This is a genomic window from Solibacillus sp. CAU 1738, from assembly GCF_039888725.1.
Lineage (GTDB): Bacteria > Bacillota > Bacilli > Bacillales_A > Planococcaceae > Metasolibacillus.
On record NZ_JBDQQN010000002.1, the window covers coordinates 650,722 to 675,273 of the forward strand.

At 38.4% G+C, this 24,552-nt stretch carries 22 protein-coding genes and 1 pseudogene; 4 read left to right on the forward strand and 19 right to left on the reverse strand.

Annotation, left to right across the window (positions count from 1 at the left end; genetic code table 11):
* Positions 1–13: 13 nt before the first annotated feature.
* The 6 genes from AAFN87_RS08425 to AAFN87_RS08450 all read right to left on the reverse strand — a co-directional run bounded on the left by AAFN87_RS08425 (position 14) and on the right by AAFN87_RS08450 (position 5,718).
* Complete coding sequence (locus AAFN87_RS08425; RefSeq protein WP_347790599.1) at positions 14–1,681, reverse strand: ribonuclease J; 1,668 nt, start codon at positions 1,679–1,681, stop codon at positions 14–16.
* Between the two features lie 375 nt (positions 1,682–2,056).
* Positions 2,057–2,971 carry a 4-hydroxy-tetrahydrodipicolinate synthase gene (dapA, locus tag AAFN87_RS08430; RefSeq protein ID WP_347790600.1) on the reverse strand — a complete coding sequence of 305 codons (915 nt, stop codon included), beginning with the start codon at positions 2,969–2,971 and terminating at the stop codon, positions 2,057–2,059.
* 13 nt (positions 2,972–2,984) lie between these two features.
* Positions 2,985–4,025 carry an aspartate-semialdehyde dehydrogenase gene (locus tag AAFN87_RS08435; protein WP_347790601.1) on the reverse strand — a complete coding sequence of 347 codons (1,041 nt, stop codon included), beginning with the start codon at positions 4,023–4,025 and terminating at the stop codon, positions 2,985–2,987.
* An 81-nt stretch (positions 4,026–4,106) separates the two neighbouring features.
* Positions 4,107–4,697 carry a dipicolinate synthase subunit B gene (locus AAFN87_RS08440; protein ID WP_347790602.1) on the reverse strand — a complete coding sequence of 197 codons (591 nt, stop codon included), beginning with the start codon at positions 4,695–4,697 and terminating at the stop codon, positions 4,107–4,109.
* On the reverse strand, positions 4,634–5,458 hold the full coding sequence (locus tag AAFN87_RS08445) for a dipicolinate synthase subunit A (protein WP_347790603.1): 825 nt from the start codon (positions 5,456–5,458) through the stop codon (positions 4,634–4,636). The genes AAFN87_RS08440 and AAFN87_RS08445 overlap by 64 nt, the downstream gene beginning before the upstream one ends.
* Positions 5,455–5,718: a YlmC/YmxH family sporulation protein gene (locus tag AAFN87_RS08450; protein ID WP_347790604.1), complete on the reverse strand. Its 264-nt coding sequence runs from the start codon at positions 5,716–5,718 to the stop codon at positions 5,455–5,457. The genes AAFN87_RS08445 and AAFN87_RS08450 overlap by 4 nt, the downstream gene beginning before the upstream one ends.
* A gap of 149 nt (positions 5,719–5,867) precedes the next feature.
* Here AAFN87_RS08450 and AAFN87_RS08455 point away from each other — a divergent pair, with 149 nt between their 5' ends.
* From AAFN87_RS08455 to AAFN87_RS08470, 4 genes and pseudogenes are all read left to right on the forward strand, one after another.
* A complete protein-coding gene (locus AAFN87_RS08455; RefSeq protein ID WP_347790605.1) occupies positions 5,868–6,248 on the forward strand; it encodes a GntR family transcriptional regulator in 381 nt (126 codons plus the stop codon).
* The gene (locus tag AAFN87_RS08460; protein WP_347790606.1) at positions 6,245–7,105 is read left to right on the forward strand and encodes an ABC transporter ATP-binding protein; all 861 of its coding nucleotides are present in this window, start codon (positions 6,245–6,247) and stop codon (positions 7,103–7,105) included. Before AAFN87_RS08455 ends, AAFN87_RS08460 begins: the two co-directional genes overlap by 4 nt.
* On the forward strand, positions 7,086–7,715 hold the full coding sequence (locus AAFN87_RS08465) for an ABC-2 transporter permease (protein ID WP_347790607.1): 630 nt from the start codon (positions 7,086–7,088) through the stop codon (positions 7,713–7,715). The genes AAFN87_RS08460 and AAFN87_RS08465 overlap by 20 nt, the downstream gene beginning before the upstream one ends.
* A 516-nt stretch (positions 7,716–8,231) precedes the next feature.
* Positions 8,232–8,448: pseudogene (locus AAFN87_RS08470) on the forward strand (IS5/IS1182 family transposase); the annotation flags it as partial.
* A gap of 281 nt (positions 8,449–8,729) precedes the next feature.
* Here the strand turns inward: AAFN87_RS08470 and AAFN87_RS08475 are convergent.
* The 13 genes from AAFN87_RS08475 to AAFN87_RS08535 form a co-directional block, all read right to left on the reverse strand.
* Complete coding sequence (locus AAFN87_RS08475) at positions 8,730–9,953, reverse strand: M16 family metallopeptidase (RefSeq protein ID WP_347790608.1); 1,224 nt, start codon at positions 9,951–9,953, stop codon at positions 8,730–8,732.
* Between the two features lie 89 nt (positions 9,954–10,042).
* Positions 10,043–12,154, reverse strand: a complete 2,112-nt coding sequence (gene pnp, locus AAFN87_RS08480; RefSeq protein WP_347790609.1) for a polyribonucleotide nucleotidyltransferase — start codon at positions 12,152–12,154, stop codon at positions 10,043–10,045.
* Positions 12,155–12,383: 229 nt separating this feature from the next.
* On the reverse strand, positions 12,384–12,653 hold the full coding sequence (rpsO, locus tag AAFN87_RS08485; RefSeq protein ID WP_347790610.1) for a 30S ribosomal protein S15: 270 nt from the start codon (positions 12,651–12,653) through the stop codon (positions 12,384–12,386).
* A gap of 132 nt (positions 12,654–12,785) precedes the next feature.
* Positions 12,786–13,730 carry a bifunctional riboflavin kinase/FAD synthetase gene (locus tag AAFN87_RS08490; RefSeq protein ID WP_347790611.1) on the reverse strand — a complete coding sequence of 315 codons (945 nt, stop codon included), beginning with the start codon at positions 13,728–13,730 and terminating at the stop codon, positions 12,786–12,788.
* Positions 13,731–13,741: 11 nt separating this feature from the next.
* The gene (gene truB / locus AAFN87_RS08495) at positions 13,742–14,653 is read right to left on the reverse strand and encodes a tRNA pseudouridine(55) synthase TruB (protein ID WP_347790612.1); all 912 of its coding nucleotides are present in this window, start codon (positions 14,651–14,653) and stop codon (positions 13,742–13,744) included.
* Positions 14,654–14,719: 66 nt separating this feature from the next.
* A complete protein-coding gene (gene rbfA / locus AAFN87_RS08500; RefSeq protein WP_347790613.1) occupies positions 14,720–15,064 on the reverse strand; it encodes a 30S ribosome-binding factor RbfA in 345 nt (114 codons plus the stop codon).
* 32 nt (positions 15,065–15,096) lie between these two features.
* Positions 15,097–15,375, reverse strand: a complete 279-nt coding sequence (locus AAFN87_RS08505; RefSeq protein WP_347790614.1) for a DUF503 domain-containing protein — start codon at positions 15,373–15,375, stop codon at positions 15,097–15,099.
* Positions 15,375–17,654, reverse strand: coding sequence for a translation initiation factor IF-2 (gene infB, locus AAFN87_RS08510; RefSeq protein ID WP_347790615.1), 2,280 nt, complete (start codon positions 17,652–17,654; stop codon positions 15,375–15,377). Before infB ends, AAFN87_RS08505 begins: the two co-directional genes overlap by 1 nt.
* 14 nt (positions 17,655–17,668) lie before the next feature.
* A complete protein-coding gene (locus AAFN87_RS08515) occupies positions 17,669–17,977 on the reverse strand; it encodes a YlxQ family RNA-binding protein (RefSeq protein ID WP_347790616.1) in 309 nt (102 codons plus the stop codon).
* Positions 17,974–18,252: an RNase P modulator RnpM gene (gene rnpM / locus AAFN87_RS08520; RefSeq protein WP_347790617.1), complete on the reverse strand. Its 279-nt coding sequence runs from the start codon at positions 18,250–18,252 to the stop codon at positions 17,974–17,976. The genes AAFN87_RS08515 and rnpM overlap by 4 nt, the downstream gene beginning before the upstream one ends.
* Positions 18,253–18,303: 51 nt before the next feature.
* Positions 18,304–19,440, reverse strand: coding sequence for a transcription termination factor NusA (gene nusA / locus AAFN87_RS08525; protein WP_347790618.1), 1,137 nt, complete (start codon positions 19,438–19,440; stop codon positions 18,304–18,306).
* A gap of 12 nt (positions 19,441–19,452) precedes the next feature.
* Complete coding sequence (gene rimP, locus AAFN87_RS08530; RefSeq protein ID WP_347790619.1) at positions 19,453–19,938, reverse strand: ribosome maturation factor RimP; 486 nt, start codon at positions 19,936–19,938, stop codon at positions 19,453–19,455.
* A gap of 236 nt (positions 19,939–20,174) precedes the next feature.
* Positions 20,175–24,503, reverse strand: coding sequence for a PolC-type DNA polymerase III (locus AAFN87_RS08535; protein WP_347790620.1), 4,329 nt, complete (start codon positions 24,501–24,503; stop codon positions 20,175–20,177).
* Positions 24,504–24,552: the final 49 nt, after the last annotated feature.

Below are 24,552 nucleotides of genomic sequence, written 5' to 3' on the forward strand. Positions count from 1 at the left end.
CCTTTTACTGTGCTTAATATTCCATAATAATTGGTATAATCATCGGGCGGCGTTTCGTCTTTTGAAATAAATATTGATTAAGCGTATCACGGATTTCTTGTTTAATATTTGTCCATTCAAACGTATCTTTATTCACATATTTTTCTATAACACCACGAGCTATTTCAGATGCTTCTACCATGAGTTCTTCTGATTCGCGTACATATACAAAGCCACGAGATAATATTTCTGGACCGGATGCAATTTTCTTTTGCGCACGATTTAGTGTCACTACAACGATGAAAATACCATCTTGAGATAATAATTTACGATCGCGTAATACGATATTCCCTACATCGCCAACACCGATTCCATCGATTAAAACATTGCCGGCATGGACACGACCGCTCATACGCATTTTCCCATTTTTGTATTCTACAATATCACCTTTGTCCGCAATGAAAATTTGCGACTTTTGCATGCCTAAAGATTGCGCTATTTTCGAGTGCGCAATAAGCATACGATATTCTCCTTGAATTGGAACAAAGTATTTAGGTTGCATTAAGTTGAGCATTAATTTTAAATCTTCTTGGCTACCATGACCAGAAACATGTACTTTTTTATCCGCTGATAATACGTTGGCACCTGCTTTTGCAATTTGGTTCATCGTATTATACATTTGCACTTCCATCCCAGGAGACGGAGTAAACGTAATTAGTACCGTATCTGTCGGTTTAATTTTAATATCGCGATGATGTTTACGTACAATTTTATCAAGAGCTTCTAGTGGCTCCCCTTGGTTACCAGTTGCAATTATTATTATTTCATCATCTTGATATTTATGAATATCACTTACTGGAATAAGCGTTTCTTCATCAATATCCAAATAGCCTAAATTCATGCCTAGGTCAACTACTTTTTCTAGTGACTTGCCGACAATAGCTACTTTACGAAAAGCCGCTTGAGCTTGTGTAAATACTTGTTGTACACGTATAAAGTTAGATGCATAAACGGCCACTAAAATACGTCCTTGTGCGGAGTGGAATGTTTTCGCTAACTGCTCTTCTACTACTGCTTCACTTGTCGTATAGCCTGGACGTTCTGCTTCTGTTGATTCAGAAAGTAAAATAAACACACCTTCCTCACCTAGTTGTGCCATCTTCGCTAAATCCGGTTTAAATTTCCCTTGTGCTGATTGGTCGAACTTGAATTCTCCTGTATGCACAATCGCCCCTTCAGATGTATGGAAAACAACACCTAATGAATCTGGAATACTATGCGTTGTATGGAAAAACGTTACGTATGTTGTGTTAAAATTCATACGACTTTTATTTGTTACTTCAAAAAATTTGACTTGATGAGGTGCAGGCATATCTTTTAATTGCTCTTTTGCAAGCGCGATTGTTAATTTAGAGCCATACACAGGTGCCTTAATTTTCTTTAATAAATAGGCAATAGATCCGATTGCATCTTCGTGACCGTGCGTTAAGAAAATCCCTTTCACTCGGTCTTTATTTTCTTCTAAATAAGTAATGTCTGGAATAACGATATCGATCCCTAGCATCTCGTCTTCTGGGAACATTAACCCACTGTCTACGACGAACAGCTCTTCATCGATTTCTATTACGTACATTGATTTACCGATTTCACCTACTCCACCAAGAGGGATGATACGGATTAGTTCATTTTTTGTTTTTGTCACTTTTTTTCCTCCTAAATAAATTCGCCCAAGCAAACAACGTCTAGATTTTAATCGTGCATAGGTGTGCAATATGTAAATCATTTTATTTGTTCCACGAATGCAACAAACCTAGTTTAAATTCCTTTTTTAAAATCTATGACATTTGACAAAGGCTCAACTTTACTCAGCAAATGTTTGCAATTTTAGCAGCTAATTTTTAATTGCAATTTATTCATCCTTTAGCAAATGTTAACCTCTGCTCAATAAAGTTTAATACCCCGAACAGCAACCACTTATCAAACATTATACGTGCATAAAGCATTTAGCACAAATTAAAAATTCAACTCACACTAAATTTTTCCATGTTGTAAATAATAAGAAAAACCAGTGTGAAATTCACACTGGTTGATTTTCTCGAATAGCTTCCATTTTCGTTTGGTACGTATCCCAAATCGCATCGAAAGCCGCTTTTTCTTCATTTGTCATTTCCATCATTGGTAAACGGACATCTAGCGTATCAAAACCTAGCTTTGTCATTGCATATTTGACCGGAGATGGATTTGGTTGAGCAAACAATGCACGTACAAGCGGTAATAATGCGCGATGAATTTTCGCGGCTAGCTTATGCTCGCCTTGTTCAAACGCGCGCATCATTAGCTGCATATCATTACCAACTACATGTGAAGCTACAGAAATAACTCCTGCCCCCCCAATTGCCAGTAAAGGTAATGTTAAGCCGTCATCACCGCTATATACTAAGAAATCATCTTCTTGTGCTACATTTTCAATAATGTCACCCATTTGATCCAAATTACCGCTCGCTTCTTTAATCCAAGCGATATTTGAAATTTTACTTAATGCAACAGACGTTTCAAACGCTACATTTATACCTGTGCGTCCCGGTACATTATATAGCATGACCGGCAATTTTGTTTCTTTTGCAATTGTCTCAAAGTGGGCATATATTCCACGTTGGTTAGGTTTATTATAATACGGTGCAACTAACATAATACCGTCCGCACCATTTTCTTCTGCTTTATGTGTCATGTCAATTGAGTATGCTGTTTCATTATCTCCAGTACCAGCGATAACTGGTACACGCCCTGCTACTTTTTCTACAGTAAAACGTACAACTTCAATTTTTTCTTCTGTTGACATCGTTGGGTTTTCAGATGTTGTACCACATGCCACAATGCAATCTGTCCCATTATTAATTAAATGGTTAATAATTCGTTCTAACTCTGGGTAATTAATCGTGCCGTCTTTTTTGAACGGTGTAATCATTGCCGTTCCGATTCGACCTAAATTCATGCTAACACACCTCTTATAGTAAGTTATCCTCTAACATCGCTTCCGCAATTTGAATTGAGTTTAAAGCTGCACCTTTTAGTAAGTTATCCGCCACGATCCACATATGGAATCCTTTTTTATTATCTAAATCTTGACGAATACGACCTACGAATGTTGGTTCTTCTCCTTCTGCGTATATTGGCATAGGATATACTTGGTTTGAAATATCATCTTGTAAAACGATGCCTGGTGCGTTTTTCAATACGTTGAAAATTTCTTGTACTGTTGCTTCTTGTTCAAGCTCGATATAAACCGATTCTGAGTGACCTGATACGACTGGTACTCGCACACAAGTTGCCGCAACATGTAATGCAGGCATCTCCATAATTTTTTTCGTTTCATTAATCATTTTCATTTCTTCGTATGTGTATCCGTTTTCTGTAAATTTATCGATTTGCGGAATAACATTACGTGCAATTGGATAGTGCTTTTTATCTGCTTTAGTTGGTAGAATAGTAGCTTCTACATTTTTGCCCGCTTCCCATTGAGCACTTTGAGCTTTTAATTCATCAATCGCTGCGATACCGGAGCCTGATACTGCTTGATATGTAGATACGATTACTTTGGTTAAGCCGAATTTTTCGCGAATCGGTTGTAGTGCTGCAACCATTTGTATTGTTGAACAGTTTGGATTAGCGATGATGCCCTTCGGAATGTCTTTCAATGCATGGCGGTTTACTTCTGGTACAACTAAAGGTACTTCTGGATCCATGCGGAAATGACTTGTGTTATCGATAACTACTGCACCGCGTTTTGCTGCTTCTGGTGCCAACGCTTCAGATACAGAACCACCTGCTGAGAATAATGCTAAATCTACACCTTCAAAAGCTTCAGGAGTTGCTTCTTCTATTGTATATGTTTGACCGCTGAAGTCGATTTGTTTACCAGCTGAACGTGCTGATGCTAGAAACTTTATATGTTTAATTGGAAATTTACGTTTTACTAAATTTTCCAGCATTTTCGAACCTACTGCTCCTGTCGCCCCAACAACAGCGACTGTCAATTGCTTTGTCATTATTTCATCTCTCCTTGGTAACTAGTTACATAATGTTGGATATTGTAACACAAAAATTTTGAATTGTGTACGATTATTCGATTATTTAAAAAACTGTATAAATATTGGTTGTAATTGTTTTTTATAAGTGAGCGCATAGTGAACAGTTTCGAGCATTTTTGTGAAATCTGCAATAAGCGAAGTAGGCTTATTGAATGGGTCGTCTTGACCAAATGGTATAAAATATACATTTTTAGCATTTAATAGTTTCATTACATTTTGTCCATTTAAGCCTAAGCCATCATTAGTTGAAATTCCAATTACTACTGGGGAGCCATTACGTAGCGTTGCTTTGGCAGCCATTAATACTGCACTATCCGTTGCTGCATTTGCAAATTTACTAATGGAGTTTCCTGTCATTGGCGCAATGACCATACAATCAAGTGGATTACTAGGTCCAAATGGTTCAGCCTCTTGAATAGATGAAATGACTTTTTCACCTGCAATAGCTTCTATTTTTTCTATCCATTCTGCTCCTGTACCAAAGCGAGTTGCTGCATGGAGAACGGATGGCGTAATTATCGGAACTACTTGTGCACCTGCATTTTTTAAATCTTCTATTTTTGGAACTACATCTGCGTAGGTACAGTGGGATGCTGTAATGCCGAGTCCGATGCGTTTTCCTTCGAGCATTCTTCTGACCTCCATTCTAGTATCGCTGTTTTTAATAAATTAGCAGCATCTACTCCAAAATATTTCCCTGGCAAACCAGCAAGTAGTACATAGTTATAAGTATCTCCAGTCATACAACCTGGTGCTGTTGCTAAATCGTAAATTGGCATTTTAAACTGTTCCCTCAATTTTGGAGTTACCCATTTTGCTGGAATCGTATTTATTAAAGCTACTCCCTCAAATAAATTTTTCTCATCTAGTAAATAGGATTCATATCCAAATGCTAATGCTTCACAATGCTGAGATGCAGAGCGGACTAAGATTACGACGTCTCCTTGCATGTTTTTTAACATACGGGCCATCATTTTCGCGACACGTCCAAAGCCTGAAATAATGAACCGTTTACCTCGTACAGCTCGCCTGTTTTCATAAAAGTATGCTAAAAAGGCTTCTGCAGTTAGCGCAGCATTTTGCCAAATAAATGACTCTTGCTCTAAATAACGGTGGATTGAATTTTTCTTTAAAATTGCTTCCCATTCTTGCGATAACTTTCCTGCATGTATCATCGCATTTTGCAAACCAAATACAACCGGTACTTCAATTGGCATCGGCTGTATAGGTAGAACGACTACATCCGGGTGGAAGTCGAGCGCAGTAGCATTTAATTCTGCATCCCAAGCCGCTTTATTTTTGTAAAAAATCGTGCGTTCACTACTATCTAAACTTTTCGCCAAAATCTTCATCCGTTCGTCTGTTCCAACAATTAACCAGCGCTCTGTCATGTGTCATTGCTTTTAAAAGTAGTAGAAGTTTTATTAAATAATACACGGTCCTCACCAATTAAAACGATTTCCTCCCACGGAATAAACGTAGCTGCCGCTTTACGCTTTTGGAATGTTAATCTAGTTTGAGGCGTTAATTCGAACCCAAATATTTTGCCTGTTGTTGGCTCAAATAAGCATTCTGTATCTGCTAAATAGCCGTAACGGACACCGTTTTGCATTTCAATTAATTCTTTTTCAGCAAGCTCTGATAAAAGCATATTCTCCCTCCTCTTCAGTGCTTCACAATACTATATGCATGTCGTATTTTGAACGTTCGCCTACTGCAGCGAAAATTTAGAATAGACAAATACAGCACACTCTGTGTATAGTGTATATATACAGTTTTATCGAAAGGCGGTGCACTTTTTTGCTCATCAAATTAAGTAACGCAAGTGAAAAACCTATTTATGAACAAATTACCCAACAGCTAAAGACAGCGATTTTAGCTGGAAAACTATTACCTGGTGACCCACTTCCTTCTATACGTAGTTTAGCAAAAGACTTGAAAATAAGTGTTATGACAACAAAGCGTGCATATGCCGATTTAGAACGTGACGGCTTTATCGAAACAGTTGCAGGCAAAGGTAGCTTTGTAGCAGAGCGTAATCAAGATTTCCTGCGGGAAGAACTGTTGCGTCAAGCGGAGGAGCATTTATTAAAGGCTGTACAAATTGCCAAAACTGCTAATATGTCAAAACAAGAACTAACCGATTTACTAACACTATTAATGGAGGAGGAAATGGAATGAATGCTATTGAAATCATCCAATTAACAAAACGCTTTGATACGTTTGCGCTAAAAGATGTATCATTTACACTCGAGCAAGGTACTGTGATGGGCTTTGTAGGAGAAAATGGTGCTGGCAAATCAACAACTATTAAATGCATTTTAAACTTATTGAAAAAAGATGCAGGCAACATTTTTATTTTCGGAAAAAACCATAGAAAAGATGAAACTGCTTGGAAAGAAGAAATTGGTGTTGTTTTTGATGATATTTATTTCCCCACAATGATGACTGCAAAGCAAATTGATCGCTTTTTAGCAAAAGTTTATAAGAACTGGGATACGACGTATTTCTTCCATTTGCTTGAACGATTTAAAGTACCAGACAATAAAAAAATTGAAAAGCTATCACGCGGAATGAAGATGAAGCTATCGATAGCAGCAGCTTTAGCTCACCATCCGAAACTTCTTATTCTAGATGAGCCAACGAGCGGCCTAGATCCAATTGTTCGTGATGAAATTTTAGATTTGTTTTTAGATTTTATGCAACAAGACGATCATAGTATACTGTTCTCTTCACATATTACGAGTGATTTAGAGAAAATCGCTGACACAATTACGTTTATTCATGAAGGACAAATCCTATTTAGTGATAATAAAGATACGCTGTTATTTGATTACGGAATTTGGCAAGGAACGGAGGTTGAGGCATTAGAGTTACCTGAGCAAGCCATTGTAGCACGTCGCCCACATGCTTTTGGTCTAGAGGTTCTTGTAAAGCGTGCAGATGTGAACATCGCTTTCGAGCTAAATAAACCATCTATTGAAGACTTAATGTTGTTCTTCGTGAAAGGAGAAAAATATGCAAGCACTACTAATTAAAGATTTTTATATGCTGAGAAAACAATTAAAATCGTTTGTTTTGTTAATTTTATTTTTCACTTTTTTATCATTTTTATTAGACCAAGGTTTATTTTTAATTTCAATGGCTCTCATTGTTGGAACATTACAAGTAACCACTGCCTTTACATTTGAGGAGATGTGCCATTGGGACCGCTATGCAGGGGCTTTACCGATTACAAAAAAAATGATTATTGGCAGTAAATATGCGTTATCACTTGCACTTACTGGTGGTAGCATAATCTTTATTTCACCAGTACTTTTTTTAGTAAATCTCGGTCATAATACGCTAACTTTACAAGAAATATTTGCAATCGTAGCAGTAGCAATGACGGTTGGACTTGTTATTACATCAGTTATTATCCCTGTCTATATTAAGTATGGCTCGACGAAAGGACGTTCTATTTTATTTGCAATAACGTTTTTCCCAGCATTCGGAATCGGCATGTTTACAAATTCATCACAAATGCCAAGTGCTGAGACATTGAATAAAATTATGACAGTAACTTATTTTGCACCGCTGATTGCGCTCTTTTTGTTGGCAATTTCTTATTTGATTTCAGTGAAGCTTTATAGTCGTAAACAGTTTTAGTACTGTTCCAGATGTGATTCTTTAGAGATATCATGAAATATTAGAGTTTTATAGTAAAACAGAGTGGGTAGCATAGCAAGGGTACTGAAAAAGTCCATATAGTTTCAGGTTTAGAGTTATTCAGGGGGTAATCGCTGAATATCTCTTTATTTCTTATCAATGTAGTTCTCCAGTTGTTTTCCGAAGCTTACCGCTCGCTTTCCGCGGGCGTAGGATTTAGCCTCCTCAGGGCAACAGGATGTTGGTCACGAAGCCGTTGCCACAAAGACGTGGCGTACTTAGGCTGCGTTCCTCTACAGCTCCTGCGGGGTCTAAATTTCTCCGCTATCCCGCAGGAGTCGAGCGGACGCTTCTCCAAAAAACAAAGTGTCGAAAGACATCTATCCTCTCCGTTATAAAAAAAGAACTAATATGTAGGTGGTGCTCCAGATGATTTCAAACCAAGAAACCCTCAACTTGAGTCTATTTATGGCGATTTACGATATTGTTACATGTTAATTATAGGAAATTCATGTTGTATCAGACGTTAACTTAGTAGAACGCTCAAAATACGATATGTCGTTTAAATATCTTTTTAGATATGGCGCAAGGGGATCCTGTCATAGATCTAATCTTGCTCACAAAATTTCATAAGCTTCGTCTCCAAGACGTAAGCTTATTAGACATGTTTATTGGGAAAACAGTTGAAATCACACTCGAGAAGAAAATCATCAACAGTAAAACAATCGCTATAAAATAGAAGCAAAGAATAGTGAATTAAGAAACGGACACAGGTACGATACGACATAGCCTGCGGGTCTATTTGGCATGCAAATTCAAGGTGCCACAACGATATTAGCAGTCAATCTGAAACGAATATTGAACTACTAGATGAAAAAGAACAAGGAACAGAGAAAGAAATAAGGCACTTCCTGTTCATTTTTGTACAAGAAGTGCCTTATTTTTATCTGAATAAGATTCGCCATTATGAAAACGTAAGTTTTTCAGTGCCCTCTAGCATAGCCCTACTCCGTTTTATTTTTCCGGTCCAATAATCGCAATGGCCGGCTCTTTTAATAGTAAATCGGTAATTAAATCATTAATTGATTCCATTGAAATGGCGTCTATCAAAGCGAGGACTTCATCTACTGAACGGTGATGTTGATGAACTAGTTCATTAATACCGTTGCGGTTCATATGCTCCTCTGTGCCTTCTAAGCCTAGCACAAAACTACCTTTTAACTGTTCTTTAGCATTTTCAAGTTCAATTTCTGTAACACCACCTGCAACGACATCTAGCAATGTTGCATCAATCGTATGTTGCATTTGGTCCAGTTGCTGTTTACTTGTACTGCCGTAAATAGTAAATGCTCCAACATCTGAGTAACAAGATTGGTAAGAGTATATGGAATATGCTAAGCCGCGCTCCTCACGTACTTCTTGAAATAAACGTGAACTCATATTCCCTCCAATAATATTATTTAGTGCGATAAAGCTATACATATATGAATCTTTCACATTTATTGCTGGGAATGAAATCGCTAAATGGGCCTGTTCTGTATCGCGGATTTTTACGACTTCCCCTGCATTAAACGCTGGATATGTTAGTACTGGCTCCACTGCCTCTGGTGAAGCAGTAAATTGACCGAATAATTCTTCAATCGTTTCTAGTAAGCTATCTGTTATATTCCCTGCAACTGAAATGACTACATTTTTGGGGCTATAGTGCTTGGCCATATAATGACGAAGCATTGCCGAGTCAAAAGTTGCAAGTGTTTCAGCAGTACCTAAAATCGGGCGGCCTAGTGCGTCATTTGGATACATCACAGCCCATAATTTTTCATGGACGTCATCGTCTGGTGCATCCTCACTCATATATATTTCCTCAAGTACAACTTGACGCTCACGCTCGATATCTTCTTGTTTAAATGTTGAATTGAAAAACATATCAGCTAAAATTGTCACTGCTAGCTCCGCATGGTGATCAAGTACTTTAGCAAAATAACATGTATTTTCTTTTGATGTAAAGGCATTTATTTCACCGCCAATTCGGTCAAACTCCTCTGCAATTTCCTTTGCTGAGCGCGTCTTAGTACCTTTAAAAAGCATATGCTCAATAAAATGTGTAATACCGTTTTCTTCAGGTAATTCGTAACGCGAACCAGCATTTACCCAAATGCCTACAGATAGGGAACGTACATGTTGCATTTGTTCCGACACGATACGAACACCGTTACTGCAAGTTGTGACTGTTACCATTTTCAATTCCCCCTCACCTAAAAAGAGGCTGTACATAGTGTACAGCCTCTCATTTATAAAAAAGCCTTTAGTTTGACTTTCTGAGCAGATTACTGTTGTTCAGCGCGCTCTTTTTCTTCTTTGATAACAATTTTACGTGATAAGTTGACACGACCTTGGTTATCGATTTCGATACATTTCATTAGTAATTGATCGCCAAGTTTTAATACGTCTTCTACTGCTTTCGTACGTTCTTCTTGAATTTCCGAAATGTGTAGTAAGCCGTCTTTGCCTGGGAAGATCTCACAGAAAGCACCGAATTTTTCAATACGTTTTACCGTTGCCATGTAGTACTCGCCAACTTTAGCTTCACGAACGATTGATTCGATTATTTCACGAGCACGTGTAATCATTTCTTCATCAGATGATGAGATGTAAATTGTACCGTCTTGCTCTGTATCAATTTTAACACCTGTTTCATCAATGATTTTATTAATTTGTTTACCACCTGGTCCGATAACATCACGGATTTTATCAGGGTTAATTTTAATTACCGAAATCTTCGGCGCATATTTAGATAATGATTTACGTGGTTCTGCAAGTGTTGCTAGCATTGACTCTAAAATATGCATACGACCGATTTTTGCTTGAGTAAGAGCTTCTTCTAAAATATTGCGTGATAAGCCGTCGATTTTAATGTCCATTTGCAGTGCAGTAACACCTTTAGCAGTACCTGCAACTTTAAAGTCCATATCGCCAAGGTGATCTTCCATACCTTGAATATCCGTTAAGATTGAATAGTGCTCGCCTTTTTTAATTAGCCCCATCGCAATACCAGCTACTGGTGCTTTCAGAGGTACACCTGCATCCATCATTGATAATGTTGATGCACATATTGATGCTTGTGAAGTAGAACCATTCGATTCAAGTACTTCTGATACACAACGAATCGTGTATGGGAAATCTGCTTCATCTGGAATAACCGCTAATAATGCGCGTTCCCCAAGTGCACCGTGACCAATTTCACGACGACCTGGACCACGAATTGGACCCGTTTCCCCAACAGAGAATTGTGGGAAGTTATAGTGGTGCATAAAGCGTTTTGATTCTTCAATACCGATACCATCGATAATTTGAACATCACCTAAAGCACCTAAAGTTGTAATCGATAATGCTTGCGTTTGTCCACGTGTAAACAATGCAGATCCGTGTGTACGGTCTAATAAGCCAGCTTCCGAAGAAAGTGGACGAATTTCATCTAATTTACGACCATCTGGACGAATTTTATCTTCAGTAATAAGACGACGAACTTCATCTTTTACCATTTTATCTAAAATGCCTTTTACTTGTTTAATTGTTTCAGCATCCGCTTCTTGCTCTTCATAAGGCGCTAAAATACGCTCTTTTACAGCAGCAATCGCTTCTTCACGTGCATGCTTTTCTACTGTTTGGATCGCTGCATTCATATCTGCTTCACATGCTGCTTTAATAGTAGCTGTTAATTCTGCATCAAGCTCATATAAAGTAACAGATAATTTTTCCTTCCCAACTTCAGCAACAATTTGCTCTTGGAAGGCAATTAATTTTTTGATTTCTTCATGACCAAACATAATTGCTTCAAGCATAACTTCCTCAGGTACTTCTAATGCACCTGCTTCAACCATGTTGATTGCATCTTTATTACCAGCTACTGTTAAATGAACTGTACTCGCCGCTGATTGCTCAACTGTTGGGTTAATAACGAACTCACCGTTAATATAACCAACATGAACACCTGCGATTGGCCCATCAAACGGAATATCTGAAATTGCTAAAGCTAATGAAGATCCGAACATCGCTGCTACATCAGACGGATTATCTTGGTCATTTGACATAACCATAGAGATAACTTGTACTTCGTTACGGAAGCCATCTGGGAACATTGGACGGATTGGTCGGTCAATTAGACGAGATGCTAAAATTGCATTTTCTGACGGACGACCTTCACGTTTTATGAAGCCTCCTGGAATTTTACCTGCTGCGTATAGACGTTCTTCATAGTTCACTGTTAATGGGAAGAAATCTAATGGCTTTGGAGATTTTGACATTGTTGCAGTTGCTAGTACTGCTGTTTCGCCATAACGCACTAATGCTGCGCCATTTGCTTGTTTTGCTAACTGTCCTACTTCAACTACTAGTGGACGGCCAGCCCATTCATACGAATAGACTTTTTTGTCGTTCATCTAATGAACCCCTTTCTACTGTTACACCCTACGTCATCTTTTTTTATGTACTATAGTAAGTGTATCAAAAATGCGTTTTCTATGCTAAATATTTTCATTAATAATATTGGAAATTTGAATAGTTTAGATTTAGGAGTTGTTTATATATAGCAGCACACGAACAAATACAACGAACCGCTTCCTCAAAACATAAATAAAAAGCGGGAAATCTCCCGCTTTTTAATTCAGATTAGCGACGTAATCCTAAACGTGTAATTAATTCACGGTAACGTTGTACGTCATTTTCACGAAGATATTTTAATAAGTGACGACGACGACCTACCATTTTAAGAAGACCACGCTCAGAGTGGAAGTCTTTTTTGTGAGTACGTAAGTGAGTGTTTAAAGCATTGATTTCTGCAGTTAATACAGCGATTTGTACTTCTGGAGAACCAGTGTCGCTTTCGTGAGTGCGGTACTCAGCGATAATTTCATTTTTACGTTCTTTTGTAATTGCCATGTGAATGAACCTCCTAAATAATTATAATATCCCCTATAGCACAGCAATCGTTGGAGAAACGGAAAGCCGAGCTAAGGTTAGCACATTTGTGCACTTATGAATATTACCATATAACGTACACGCAATCAACTATTATGATAATGCCTTTAAATAATCGATTGCTTCTAGTTTATCTTTTTCGATTTGTGCTATGAGTGCATCGATGCCATCGAACTTTTGTTCACTACGAATACGTTTATACCAACCTACTACTACTTCTTCCCCGTAAATATTTTTATCGAAATTAAAAATATGTACTTCAATCGATAATTGCTTATCTTCCGGATTTTTAAATGTTGGTTTATATCCGACGTTACAAACACCATTATACCATTCATTTTGTACTAGGATTTTTACTGCATACACGCCAGTTGCAGGAATAAAGCAGCCTTCCATTGATTGTACATTCGCTGTTGGAAAGCCCATTGTACGCCCGCGCTTGTCACCATGCACAACAATACCAGGTACTTCAAACGCTCGTCCTAGTAATGTACGCACATCTTCCATATTACCAGCTCTCAATAAGTTACGAATACGTGTTGAGCTAATTTTGTCTTCAGAGTCAGTTTGCTTGTCAACTACTGTAACACCAAAATCTCCGTGCGACAGTTCTTCCATCAAACGCATATCCCCTTTTCCAAATGAACCAAACGAAAAATCGAAACCAGCCGTTACATGTTTAACGTTTAAATCACGTATGAAATATTGAACGAAATCTTCTGGTAACAACTTTGCAAAATCCGATGTAAAGTTCACAACAAAAACTGTATCAACACCTAGCGCTTGTAGTGTATCAATCTTTTGCTGTAAAGGTGTAATGTAAAATACCTTTTCATTACGCGCACCGAGTACGACGGAAGGATGCGGATCAAATGTCATGACCGCACTTTTCACATTAAGCTCACGCGCTATTTTTATTGCGCGTTCAATTACTGCTTTATGTCCTAAATGCACACCATCAAAAAAGCCAACAGCAAGTGAGTATGCTGCTTGTGGTGATTTTAATTGATGTGGATATTTTAAATGTATTACTTCCATAAAGACGCCTCCTACTCAACTTCAGGGAACATTTTATCGGGCTTCATTTGGCCTGCCTTCGTTGGATGGGCAATATAAACCGCAAATGCTCGACCGTTCACACTATAGACAATTTTATCATGTTCTTTTAATAATGCATGTTGTGGAAGCACTTGTCCATTTAAAATTTGTTTTTCATTAGTAGAGTCGATTTCAATAAACGGATAATTAGACAATGCATATTCAACAGGCAATAAAAACTCGCTTGCCTTTCCTTCTTCCATAAGTGCTTGAACTTCTGCTAAAGTAAAGCAATTCTCTGTTGAAAATGTACCTGAAGCTGTACGAACAAGTTCATGCATATGTGCTGGGAACCCAAGCGCTTCACCAATTTGTACTGCTAGTGTACGAATATAAGTACCTTTACTGCATTTAATGCGAATTCTGAATTGCACTTCTTCTCCTTCAAAACTTTCAGCATCATCTAAAAGTTCTAGCTCGTAAATCGTAATTTTACGTGTTGGACGCTCTACTGTTTGGCCAGCTCTTGCGTATTCATATAACTTTTTACCATTCACTTTAACCGCTGAAAACATCGGTGGCGTTTGTTCGATTTCACCTGTTAAACTTTTTAAAGCAGTTAAAACTTCAGAACGGCTAAATTGTTTATACGAAATATTTTGCTCAACTGTTTCTCCTTCAGCATCTTCAGTCGTTGTAGTACGGCCAATGGACACAACTGCTTCATAAGTTTTACCGGCATTAGTTAAATACTCGGCAATGCGCGTTGCTTGACCTATACAAATAGGTAATACGCCTTCTACTCCAGGGTCTAATGTTCCTGTATGTCCGACCTTTTTTGTTTTTAATATTTTGCGTAGCTTAAATACGCAGTCGTGGCTCGTCATGCCTCGCTCTTTCCATAATGGTAAAATGCCGTTCATAAATGCGCTCCTTTACATAAAAAACGCCTGCCTGCATAAAAAGTATGCAGATGCAGGCGTTTGTTGTTATTTCTCTTCGTGTAATGAACGTAATAGTTCATCGATTTTATTTCCGTATTCGATTGAAGCATCGAACTCGAAAAATATCTCTGGTGTGCGACGTAATCGAATACGTGATCCGATTTCTGAACGGATGAAACCAGAAGCTTTATCTAAAGCTTTCAATGTTTCTGCACGCTCACGTTCGTTTCCTAAAGATGTAATATAGACAGTTGCTTGTTGTAAGTCACCTGTTACAGCTACATCTGTTACGGTAACAAATCCAACACGAGGGTCTTTAATTTTTCGACCGATAATTTCACCAAGTTCTTTTTTCATTTGCTCAGCTACTCTGTTTGATCTTAGAGACATTTCAAGTCACCACCTTAATTACCTTCAAAATCTTATAAATATTCACGCCAAGCATCTAGTCTCTCCCATTCAGGATTGGAGTCTAAATAATGGAGTGCGCGTGTCATTTCTCGATCAGCTGCTTCTTTTGAGGAAGCGACCGTAACGATAGCAAGACGCGTGCGCTGCCAAACATCTTGATGATCAATTTCCGCAACCGATACATTGAACTTTTGCTTCGTTCTCGTCATCATGCGTTGCAGCACCGCACGTTTTTCTTTCAACGAATGGGCAGTTTGAATAATGAATTCAACTTCTGCGTACACAATCATTATTTACGAACAATTTCTTCCATTACGAAGGCTTCGATAATGTCGCCTTCTTTAATGTCGTTGAAGTTTTTAATAGTAATACCACATTCGTATCCTTTTGCTACTTCTTTTGCATCGTCTTTGAAACGTTTTAATGAGTCCAGCTCACCTTCAAAAATTACGATGCCTTCGCGGATAATACGTACGCCTGCATCTCGTAGCATTTTACCTTCAGTAACGTATGAACCTGCGATTGTACCGATTTTTGATACTTTAATTGTTTGACGAACTTCTGCTTGACCAACGATTTTTTCTTCGTATTCTGGATCAAGCATCCCTTTCATCGCTTGTTCAATTTCTTCAATTACTTTATAAATTATACGGTGTGAACGAATATCTACACCTTCTTCTTCTGCTGCGCGTTTCGCATTCACGTCTGGACGAACGTTGAAGCCAATTACGATTGCATTAGAAGCTGCTGCAAGTGAAATATCTGATTCTGTAATCGCACCTGCACCTGTGTGAATAATTTTTACGTTAACGCCTTCTACATCGATTTTCATTAGTGAGGCAGCCATCGCTTCAACTGTACCTTGTACGTCAGCCTTCACGATTAAGTTTAATTCCTTCATTTCGCCTTGGCTCATTTGCTCGAATAAGTTATCAAGCGTTACACGTTGTTTTTCAGAACGTTGCGCTTGAATTGCTGTCATCGCGCGAGATTCACCAACTTGACGAGCTGTTTTCTCATCTTCGAATACTACGAAACGGTCACCCGCTTGTGGTACATCGTTCAAACCAGTAATTTCGACTGGTGTAGATGGACCAGCCTCTTTTACTCGACGACCTAGGTCATTTACCATTGCACGAACGCGACCGTATGCATGACCTACTACGATTGGGTCTCCAACACGTAGTGTACCGTCTTGTACTAAAAGTGTAGCGACTGAACCGCGACCTTTATCAAGTTGCGCTTCAATTACAGTTCCGAGTGCCGCACGTTTAGGATTTGCTTTTAATTCGCCCACTTCAGAAACAAGTAAAATCATTTCTAATAATTGGTCAATCCCTTCACCTTTTAGTGCTGAAATTGGAACGAAAATTGTATCGCCGCCCCAATCTTCTGGCACTAAACCGTGCTCTGTTAATTCTTGCATAACGCGATCAGGGTTTGCTGAAGGTTTATCCATTTTATTTACTGCAACGATAATTGGCACTTCAGCAGCTTTTGCGTGATTAATCGCTTCTACAGTTTGAGGCATTACACCATCATCTGCAGCTACTACGATAATCGCAAGATCCGTTACTTTCGCACCGCGCGCACGCATTGTTGTAAACGCAGCGTGTCCTGGTGTATCAAGGAACGTAATTTTTTTGTCGCCTTCAGTTACTTGGTAAGCGCCAATATGCTGCGTAATACCACCAGCTTCAACAGCTGTTACTTTTGTATTACGAATTGAGTCAAGTAATGTTGTTTTACCGTGGTCAACGTGTCCCATAATCGTTACTACAGGTGGGCGTTCACTTAACTCGTCTTCATTTACTTCTTGCTCGAAATGCGTTTCAAGGTCTGTAATATCGACTCTTATTTCTTCTTCAACTTCTACCCCGTAGTCTGTACAAATTAACTCGATGGCATCCTTATCTAACTCTTGGTTAATTGTTGCCATTACGCCAAGCATGAATAATTTTTTAATTAGTTCAGATGGCTCGCGATGTAATTTTTTCGCAAGCTCAGCAACTGATAATGATTCATAAAACGTAATTTTTTCTGGTAATTCTTTTTGTACTACTTGAATTGGTTGTTGTGGTCTATGTGTACGACGTTTTCCACCATTGATACCTGGTTTCTTACGTTGATTGAAGCCACCTTTATTATTATTGTTATTCTTATTACCGCCGCTATTTCCACGACTATTATTATTGTTATTTTGTGTCATATTTCTGTTTTGGTTACCTTTTACATTCTTAGATTTGTCACTCTGTGACGTATTGTTTTGCTCCGCTTGGGGAGTATTGCTCGTTTTCTTAAACTGTTGTTGATTAGTCTGCGGACGTGTTGCCGCTTTTGCTTGTTGACCTTTAGAAGGTTTTTCTTCTTTAGCTTGCGCTATTGAAGAAGTTGCTTTTTTCGGTTCTGCTACTTGCTGAAAGACAGAATCAAGTTTTGAAACAGTGCCCGTTTCAAGCATTGACATATGGTTTATTACGTTTACATCAAGCTTAGTGAGCTGTTCAATTACTTCTTTACTCGTTTTATTTACCTTTTTCGCATATTCATGAACTCTAATTTTGCTCATCTGCTCACCCCCGATTATTTTTCGTTGAGTAGACTAGACATTTTTTTTGCAAACCCAATATCGGTAATAGCTAAAGCTACACGTGCTTCCTTTCCTGTAGCATGTCCTAGATCATAACGATCTCCAAATACATGAAACTCAACGTTGTAGTACGTACATTTATCTTGAATCTTTTTGGCCGTATTTGCTGAAGCGTCAGAAGCGAGCAAGACAAGCTTAGCACCGCCTCCGCGCACTTCTTTTACGACTAATTCTTCTCCAGATATTACTTTTCGAGCTCTAGCCGCTAATCCTAACATTTGCAGGACAGCTACGTTGTTCATAAAATCGACTCCCTGCGAATTAGTGTTAGCAATTCCTCATACACTTCATCCGGGATTTTCGCTTCTAGTTGGCGCTCTAAAATATTTTTTTTACGCGCTATTTCGACTGCCTGCTCCGATTTAGAAACGTAAGCGCCACGTCCAGATTTTTTACCTGTTACATCAACAGATACTTCACCTTCTTTGGAACGTACAACACGAAACATTTCTTTTTTCGGATACATTTCACCCGTTGCTACACATTTACGTAATGGTATTTTTTTATTAATCGACATCAGCATTCACCTTCCCTACAAAAGCATTCGTACGAAAAAGTCACATGATGATTACTCTTCGTCGTCTTGGTATAAATCGTATGCGACATCATTATACAATTCATCATCATTTTGAGGAACGAATGTGCTTGTTTCAGAAGGATAAATTCCTAATTCACGCGCATCTGTTTCGCTCTTAATATCAATTTTCCAACCTGTTAATTTCGCTGCAAGGCGCGCGTTTTGACCGCGCTTACCGATTGCTAATGATAATTGATAGTCAGGTACAACTACTGTTGTTGATTTTTCTTCCTCATTCACTTGTACATCTAATACTTTTGATGGACTAAGTGCATTTGCAACGAATACGATTGGATCTTCAGACCATTCTACGATATCAATTTTTTCACCGTTTAATTCATTGACAATTGTTTGTACACGTGCACCTTTTGCCCCTACACATGAGCCAACTGGATCTACTTCTTCATTATGTGCATATACCGATATTTTTGAACGGTCTCCTGCTTCACGTGCAATTGATTTAATTTCAACAGTACCATCGAAAATTTCAGGAACTTCCATTTCAAATAAGCGGCGTAATAAACCAGGGTGAGTACGAGAAACGATCACTTGAGGTCCACGAGTTGTACGTTCTACTTTTGTAATATATACGCGAATACGTGATTGTGGTTTGTACACTTCGCCTTGAATTTGCTCATTTAAAGGTAATGCCGCTTCTACTTTCCCAAGTGAAACATAGATTTGACGCGGATCTTGACGCTCAATTGTACCAACAACAATATCATCTTCACGGTCAACATACTCTTCATAAATAAGACCGCGCTCTGCTTCACGAACACGTTGCGTTACTACTTGCTTAGCTGTTTGAGCAGCAATACGGCCAAAGTTGCGTGGTGTTACTTCTTGCTCTAAAACATCACCGATTTCATAAGCAGGGTTAATCATTTTTGCATCTTCAACAGAGATTTGTAAACGATCGTCTTCAACTTCTTCTACAACATCTTTACGAGAGTATACAACCATAGTACCTTTGTCTAAATTTAAATCCACACGAACGTTTTGTGCTTGGTTAAAGTTACGTTTATACGCTGTTACTAAAGCAGCCTCAATCGCTTCAATTAATACGTCTCTTGAAATGCCTTTCTGCTCTTGGAGAGCAGTTAAAGCATCTAGTAAATCACTACTCATTTATTTTCACTCCTAAATTTGCTTATCTGAAAAGTCTATTGCAAGACGTGCCTGCGCAACTTTTTCTTTTTCGATTTGTATGTTGATTTTACGGGTTTTAATACGTATTTCCATTTCTAGACCTTGTTCAGTATATGCAATTAAATAGCCATGCAATTCCTTCATATCTTTAACTGGCTCATACGTTTTCACATAAATGTATTTTCCAATTGCTTTTTGAAAGTCTTCTTCTTTTTTCAACGGACGTTCTGCCCCTGGAGAAGAAACTTCTAAATAATAGTTTTGCTCAATTGGATCTTCTTGATCCAAAATTAAGCTAAGGCGTTCACTAACTTGCACGCACTGTTCGATGTCAATGCCACCTTCTGGAGTATCAACATATACGCGAAGAAAGTGATTGCGGCCTTCTTTCACAAACTCAATATCTACTAGCTCAAGTTTTAACTCGTCTATAATAGGTATTAGTAGTTGTTCGATTACTGACGTAACTTTGCTCATCGTATCCTCCTTACGTCACTGTTTTTCTCATAATAAAACACAAATTCCACCACGGATGGTGAAATTTGATGTTTCAACAGCTGTTGTTTTTTCAGTGGAAATTTGCCTTCTTGTTCTAAACAACAGAAAAGAGCGGGAGAAACCCACTCTTTTGCTGCGATACTATCAACAAATTATTACAATTAGAATAGCACATTACTTTTGCGAATGCAAATTTACTCATTTCACAAACAATATTAGAATAGTGATAATTGGTTGGCGTCTGGCAACCCTTCTAAGCAACCTAGCTGATCCATGTATTCAATAAGTGTTTTTGATACACGACCGCGACGTTGTAGGTCTTCCTTCGATAAAAACTCGCCTTCCTCACGGGCAAGTACAATTTGTTTTGCAACGTTTGTTCCAAGACCGGGAATCGCATCAAACGGTGGAATGAGCGAATTACCGTCAATGACAAACTCACTAGCTGTTGAACGGTATAAATCAACTGTTTTAAATTGCATGCCACGCTCACACATTTCGAGTGCAATTTCTAATACTGTCATTAAGTTTTTCTCTTTCGTCGATGCCTCCAAGCCTTTTGCGTTTATTTCATCGATTTTCGTTCGAATAACAGCCGAACCTTGTATCATTGCAATTAAATCAAAGTCATCTGCTCGCACTGTAAAGTACGCCGCGTAATACAAGATTGGATAATGTACTTTAAACCAAGCAATTCGAACCGCCATTAATACATAGGCTGCCGCGTGCGCTTTAGGGAACATGTATTTTATCTTCTTGCATGAATCAATATACCATTCCGGCACTTTATTTTTGCGCATTTCTGCTTCCATTTCATCCGTTAAGCCTTTCCCTTTACGCACTGACTCCATAATTTTGAAAGCAAACGCTGGTTCAAGACCTTGGTAAATTAAATACACCATAATATCATCTCGACAACCAATTACTTCTGATAACACACATGTTCCGTTTTTTATTAGTTCCTGTGCGTTACTTAACCAAACGTCGGTACCATGTGAAAGACCAGATATTTGCACGAGTTCACTAAACGTTGACGGCTTTGTTTCCTCTAACATTTGACGAACAAATCGTGTACCGAATTCCGGAATACCAAGTGTGCCTGTTTTCGTACCAATTTGCTCAGTTGTGACACCGAGTGATTCTGTTGAACTGAAAATTTTCATTACTTCAAGATCATCAGTCGGAATCGTTTTCGGATCAATGCCTGATAAATCTTGCAACATTCTAATTACGGTCGGATCATCGTGACCAAGAATATCGAGCTTTAATATATTGTCGTGTATCGAATGGAAGTCAAAATGTGTCGTCTTCCATTCTGAATCTTGTGCATCGGCTGGGAACTGTACTGGCGAAAAATCGTAAATATCCATATAATCAGGCACTACGATAATACCACCAGGATGTTGCCCTGTAGTCCGTTTAACGCCTGTACAACCTTGTACAAGTCGGTCTACTTCTGCACCACGGAAAGTCAAATTATGATCATTTGCATAGCCACGTACATAACCATACGCCGTTTTTTCCGCGACCGTACCTATTGTTCCAGCACGGAATACATAATCCTCACCGAACAACACTTTCGTATAATTATGCGCTTGTGGTTGATATTCCCCAGAAAAGTTTAAATCAATATCAGGTACTTTATCTCCTTTAAAGCCAAGGAACGTTTCAAATGGAATATCTTGGCCGTCTTTTTTATAAGGTGTACCACATTCCGTACAGTCTTTATTTGGTAAATCGTAACCTGATGATACGGAACCATCATCGAAGAATTCAGAGTGTTTACAATTTGGGCAAATATAATGCGGTGGTAATGGGTTTACTTCCGTAATCTCCATAAAGGTCGCAACAAGTGACGAACCGACCGAACCACGTGAACCAACTAAATACCCATCGGCAAGAGATTTTTTCACGAGCTTCGCGGAAATTAAATAAATTACCCCGAAACCGTGCCCTAATATCGATTTTAATTCTTTATCAATACGTGCTTGCACTATTTCCGGTAAATGTTCACCGTATATTTGATGCGCCATTTCATACGTTAAATTTGTTACTTCATCATCCGAGCCTTCGATTTTCGGAGTATACAAATCATCTTTAATTGGTTTTACATCACCAATCATATCGGCAATGAGCTGCGTATTTGTGACAACAACTTCTTTCGCCAAATCAGGTCCTAAAAAGTCAAACTCCGCAAGCATCTCATTTGTCGTACGGAAATGCACTTCTGGTAAAGGGTAACGATTTAGCGGGTTTGCTCCGCCCATTGAACCAACTAATATTTGACGGAACTTGCCATCTGTTTCATCTAAATAATGGACGTTACCAGTTGCCGCTACTGGAATATTTAATTTTTTACCAAGTTTCACGAGACGACGAATAATGTCCTCTAAGTTCCATTCATCGTGTATCGTCCCGCGCGCAATAAGCTGTGAATAAACTGGCTTTGGCTGTACTTCGATATAATCATAAAACTTCGCTACACGCTCTGCTTCTTCTGGTGTTTTATTCATAATCGTTTCAAATAATTCACCGTTCGAACAACCCGACCCAATAATTAAGCCTTCACGATACTTTTGTAAATCACTTTTCTTTATACGTGGGACACGATAAAACGTTTCTGTATGGGCAATTGAAACGAGCTTAAATAAATTTTTCAAACCAGTATTATCGGCCGCTAATATTGTACAATGCGTTGGACGCGCTTGCTTGTAGCTATCATCCCCACCGATATACTTATTAAAATCATCGTGGAATTTTACGCCTTTTTCATTTGCTTCTTTTAATAAATGAAGCATTAAATCTCCTGTTGCCTCCGTATCATAAATCGCACGGTGATGTTGTGTTAGTTCCACGCCATAACGTTTACAAAGCGTATTTAAACGGTGGTTTTTTAATGTTGGATTTAACATACGTGAAAGCTCAAGCGTGTCAATTACTGGATGCTTCCTATCTGTAATATTGTATTTTTTATATGCTACATATAAGAAACCAATATCGAACGATGCGTTATGTGCGACAACAATACTGTCACCAATAAAATTATAAAACTCTCGTATTACATCTTCTACTTCTGGTGCATCTTTCAACATATCATCTGTAATATGTGTTAAATCAATAATATTTGCTGTCAAAGGTTTATGTGGGTTCGCAAAGCGCTCGAACTTATCGATGACTTGTCCGTTTTTAATTTTCACAGCAGCCAGCTCAATAATTGTGTCATATACTGTTGATAAGCCTGTTGTTTCGACGTCAAATACGACAAATGTAGCGTCCTCTAACTCGATATGCTGTTCCTCATACGCAATAAGCGCAGAAGAATCAACTAAATTTGCTTCAAGACCGTAAATGATTTTAATGCCATTTTTCTTCCCAGCTGAGTAAGCATCAGGAAAAGCTTGTACGACAGCATGGTCAGTTACAGCAATAGCTGGATGTCCCCATTTCGCTGCTTGTGCGATCATTTTATCTACCGATGTTACGGCATCCATTTGACTCATCGGTGTATGCAAGTGTAGTTCCACTCGCTTTTCTCCTTCAGGTGCTGTATCTTTACGTGATTCCTTTTTAATTTCTAAAATATCACGCGCCATCACAACTAAATCTCGCGCAAACGTATCCATCTGAACTGAGCCGCGCACTTTTACCCACATGCCTTTAGAAAGATGGGTCATCATCTCGGCATCACTATCATCACGAGAGAACATTTTTACTAAAATCGAATCCGTATAGTCTGTCATTTTAAATTCTAATAATGAACGACCACTCTTTAACACTTTTATTTCTGTAGCAAAAACAAAACCTTCTAATACAATTGAACGTTCTTCCTCAAGCACCGTACAAATTTCTGCTGTTTCACTATCTTTAATTTGCGCTCCAAGCTGGAATGGTCGATCACCAAGCACAGATTCAGGAGATTGCGCTTTCTCTTTTTCACGCTTTGCAAAATCTTCTAGCGCTTGACTTGCTAATATTGCCTCTTCCTCTTGACGTTTCGCAATAAATGCTTCATGCGCCTGCTTCATTTCTTCAGACTGCTCAACTAGCTGAAATTCAAGTGGAATATGTGAGAAACCGAATAATTTATAACTATCAGCTATTTTATCGGTATATTTCGCCTTTAACGATAAATGCTCGACCTCATGCATACTTGTAACAATTAACTTATGTCCTGTCCAATGTGGCTGCTGCTCCATTAACTGATTTTTTAAAAGTGGAGACATATCTTCAAGCTGACGAATAGCCGGCAACCAGTATTCTAATATACGTTCTTCAGTCACAACAGGAGCTGTCGTATTTATCTCAAGTGATACATTCGCAATCGGGGCAAATGTTTCAGTCATTCGTGCAATAAACAATTGATACAATTGATACGGTAATATATTGTGCAGTTGAATAACAAAGCGCCAAATACGATTTTTCTTATGCACGGAAAGGCGTGTTAATTCACCTTTCTCAAAAAAAGACATATAAACATCATCCGTTAGCTGCAGCTGCTGCAAAAGCGTCCGAAAACGTTCTCTTGCCTCTTGCTCATTTGACACATCTTTCACCTTCCTTGATTCGAAAAGAAAGGAAAGTACATATAAGTAC

Bases quoted from the DNA above. Each gene is read 5' to 3' on its own strand.
- dapA (WP_347790600.1), bottom strand. From the start codon at position 2,971: ATGAATTTAGGTCGAATCGGAACGGCAATGATTACACCGTTCAAAAAA.
- AAFN87_RS08435 (WP_347790601.1), bottom strand. From the start codon at position 4,025: ATGACAAAGCAATTGACAGTCGCTGTTGTTGGGGCGACAGGAGCAGTA.
- AAFN87_RS08440 (WP_347790602.1), bottom strand. From the start codon at position 4,697: ATGCTCGAAGGAAAACGCATCGGACTCGGCATTACAGCATCCCACTGT.
- AAFN87_RS08445 (WP_347790603.1), bottom strand. From the start codon at position 5,458: ATGACAGAGCGCTGGTTAATTGTTGGAACAGACGAACGGATGAAGATT.
- AAFN87_RS08450 (WP_347790604.1), bottom strand. From the start codon at position 5,718: ATGCTTTTATCAGAGCTTGCTGAAAAAGAATTAATTGAAATGCAAAAC.
- AAFN87_RS08460 (WP_347790606.1), top strand. From the start codon at position 6,245: ATGAATGCTATTGAAATCATCCAATTAACAAAACGCTTTGATACGTTT.
- AAFN87_RS08465 (WP_347790607.1), top strand. From the start codon at position 7,086: ATGCAAGCACTACTAATTAAAGATTTTTATATGCTGAGAAAACAATTA.
- AAFN87_RS08475 (WP_347790608.1), bottom strand. From the start codon at position 9,953: ATGGTAACAGTCACAACTTGCAGTAACGGTGTTCGTATCGTGTCGGAA.
- pnp (WP_347790609.1), bottom strand. From the start codon at position 12,154: ATGAACGACAAAAAAGTCTATTCGTATGAATGGGCTGGCCGTCCACTA.
- rpsO (WP_347790610.1), bottom strand. From the start codon at position 12,653: ATGGCAATTACAAAAGAACGTAAAAATGAAATTATCGCTGAGTACCGC.
- AAFN87_RS08490 (WP_347790611.1), bottom strand. From the start codon at position 13,730: ATGGAAGTAATACATTTAAAATATCCACATCAATTAAAATCACCACAA.
- truB (WP_347790612.1), bottom strand. From the start codon at position 14,653: ATGAACGGCATTTTACCATTATGGAAAGAGCGAGGCATGACGAGCCAC.
- rbfA (WP_347790613.1), bottom strand. From the start codon at position 15,064: ATGTCTCTAAGATCAAACAGAGTAGCTGAGCAAATGAAAAAAGAACTT.
- AAFN87_RS08505 (WP_347790614.1), bottom strand. From the start codon at position 15,375: ATGATTGTGTACGCAGAAGTTGAATTCATTATTCAAACTGCCCATTCG.
- infB (WP_347790615.1), bottom strand. From the start codon at position 17,654: ATGAGCAAAATTAGAGTTCATGAATATGCGAAAAAGGTAAATAAAACG.
- AAFN87_RS08515 (WP_347790616.1), bottom strand. From the start codon at position 17,977: ATGAACAACGTAGCTGTCCTGCAAATGTTAGGATTAGCGGCTAGAGCT.
- rnpM (WP_347790617.1), bottom strand. From the start codon at position 18,252: ATGTCGATTAATAAAAAAATACCATTACGTAAATGTGTAGCAACGGGT.
- nusA (WP_347790618.1), bottom strand. From the start codon at position 19,440: ATGAGTAGTGATTTACTAGATGCTTTAACTGCTCTCCAAGAGCAGAAA.
- rimP (WP_347790619.1), bottom strand. From the start codon at position 19,938: ATGAGCAAAGTTACGTCAGTAATCGAACAACTACTAATACCTATTATA.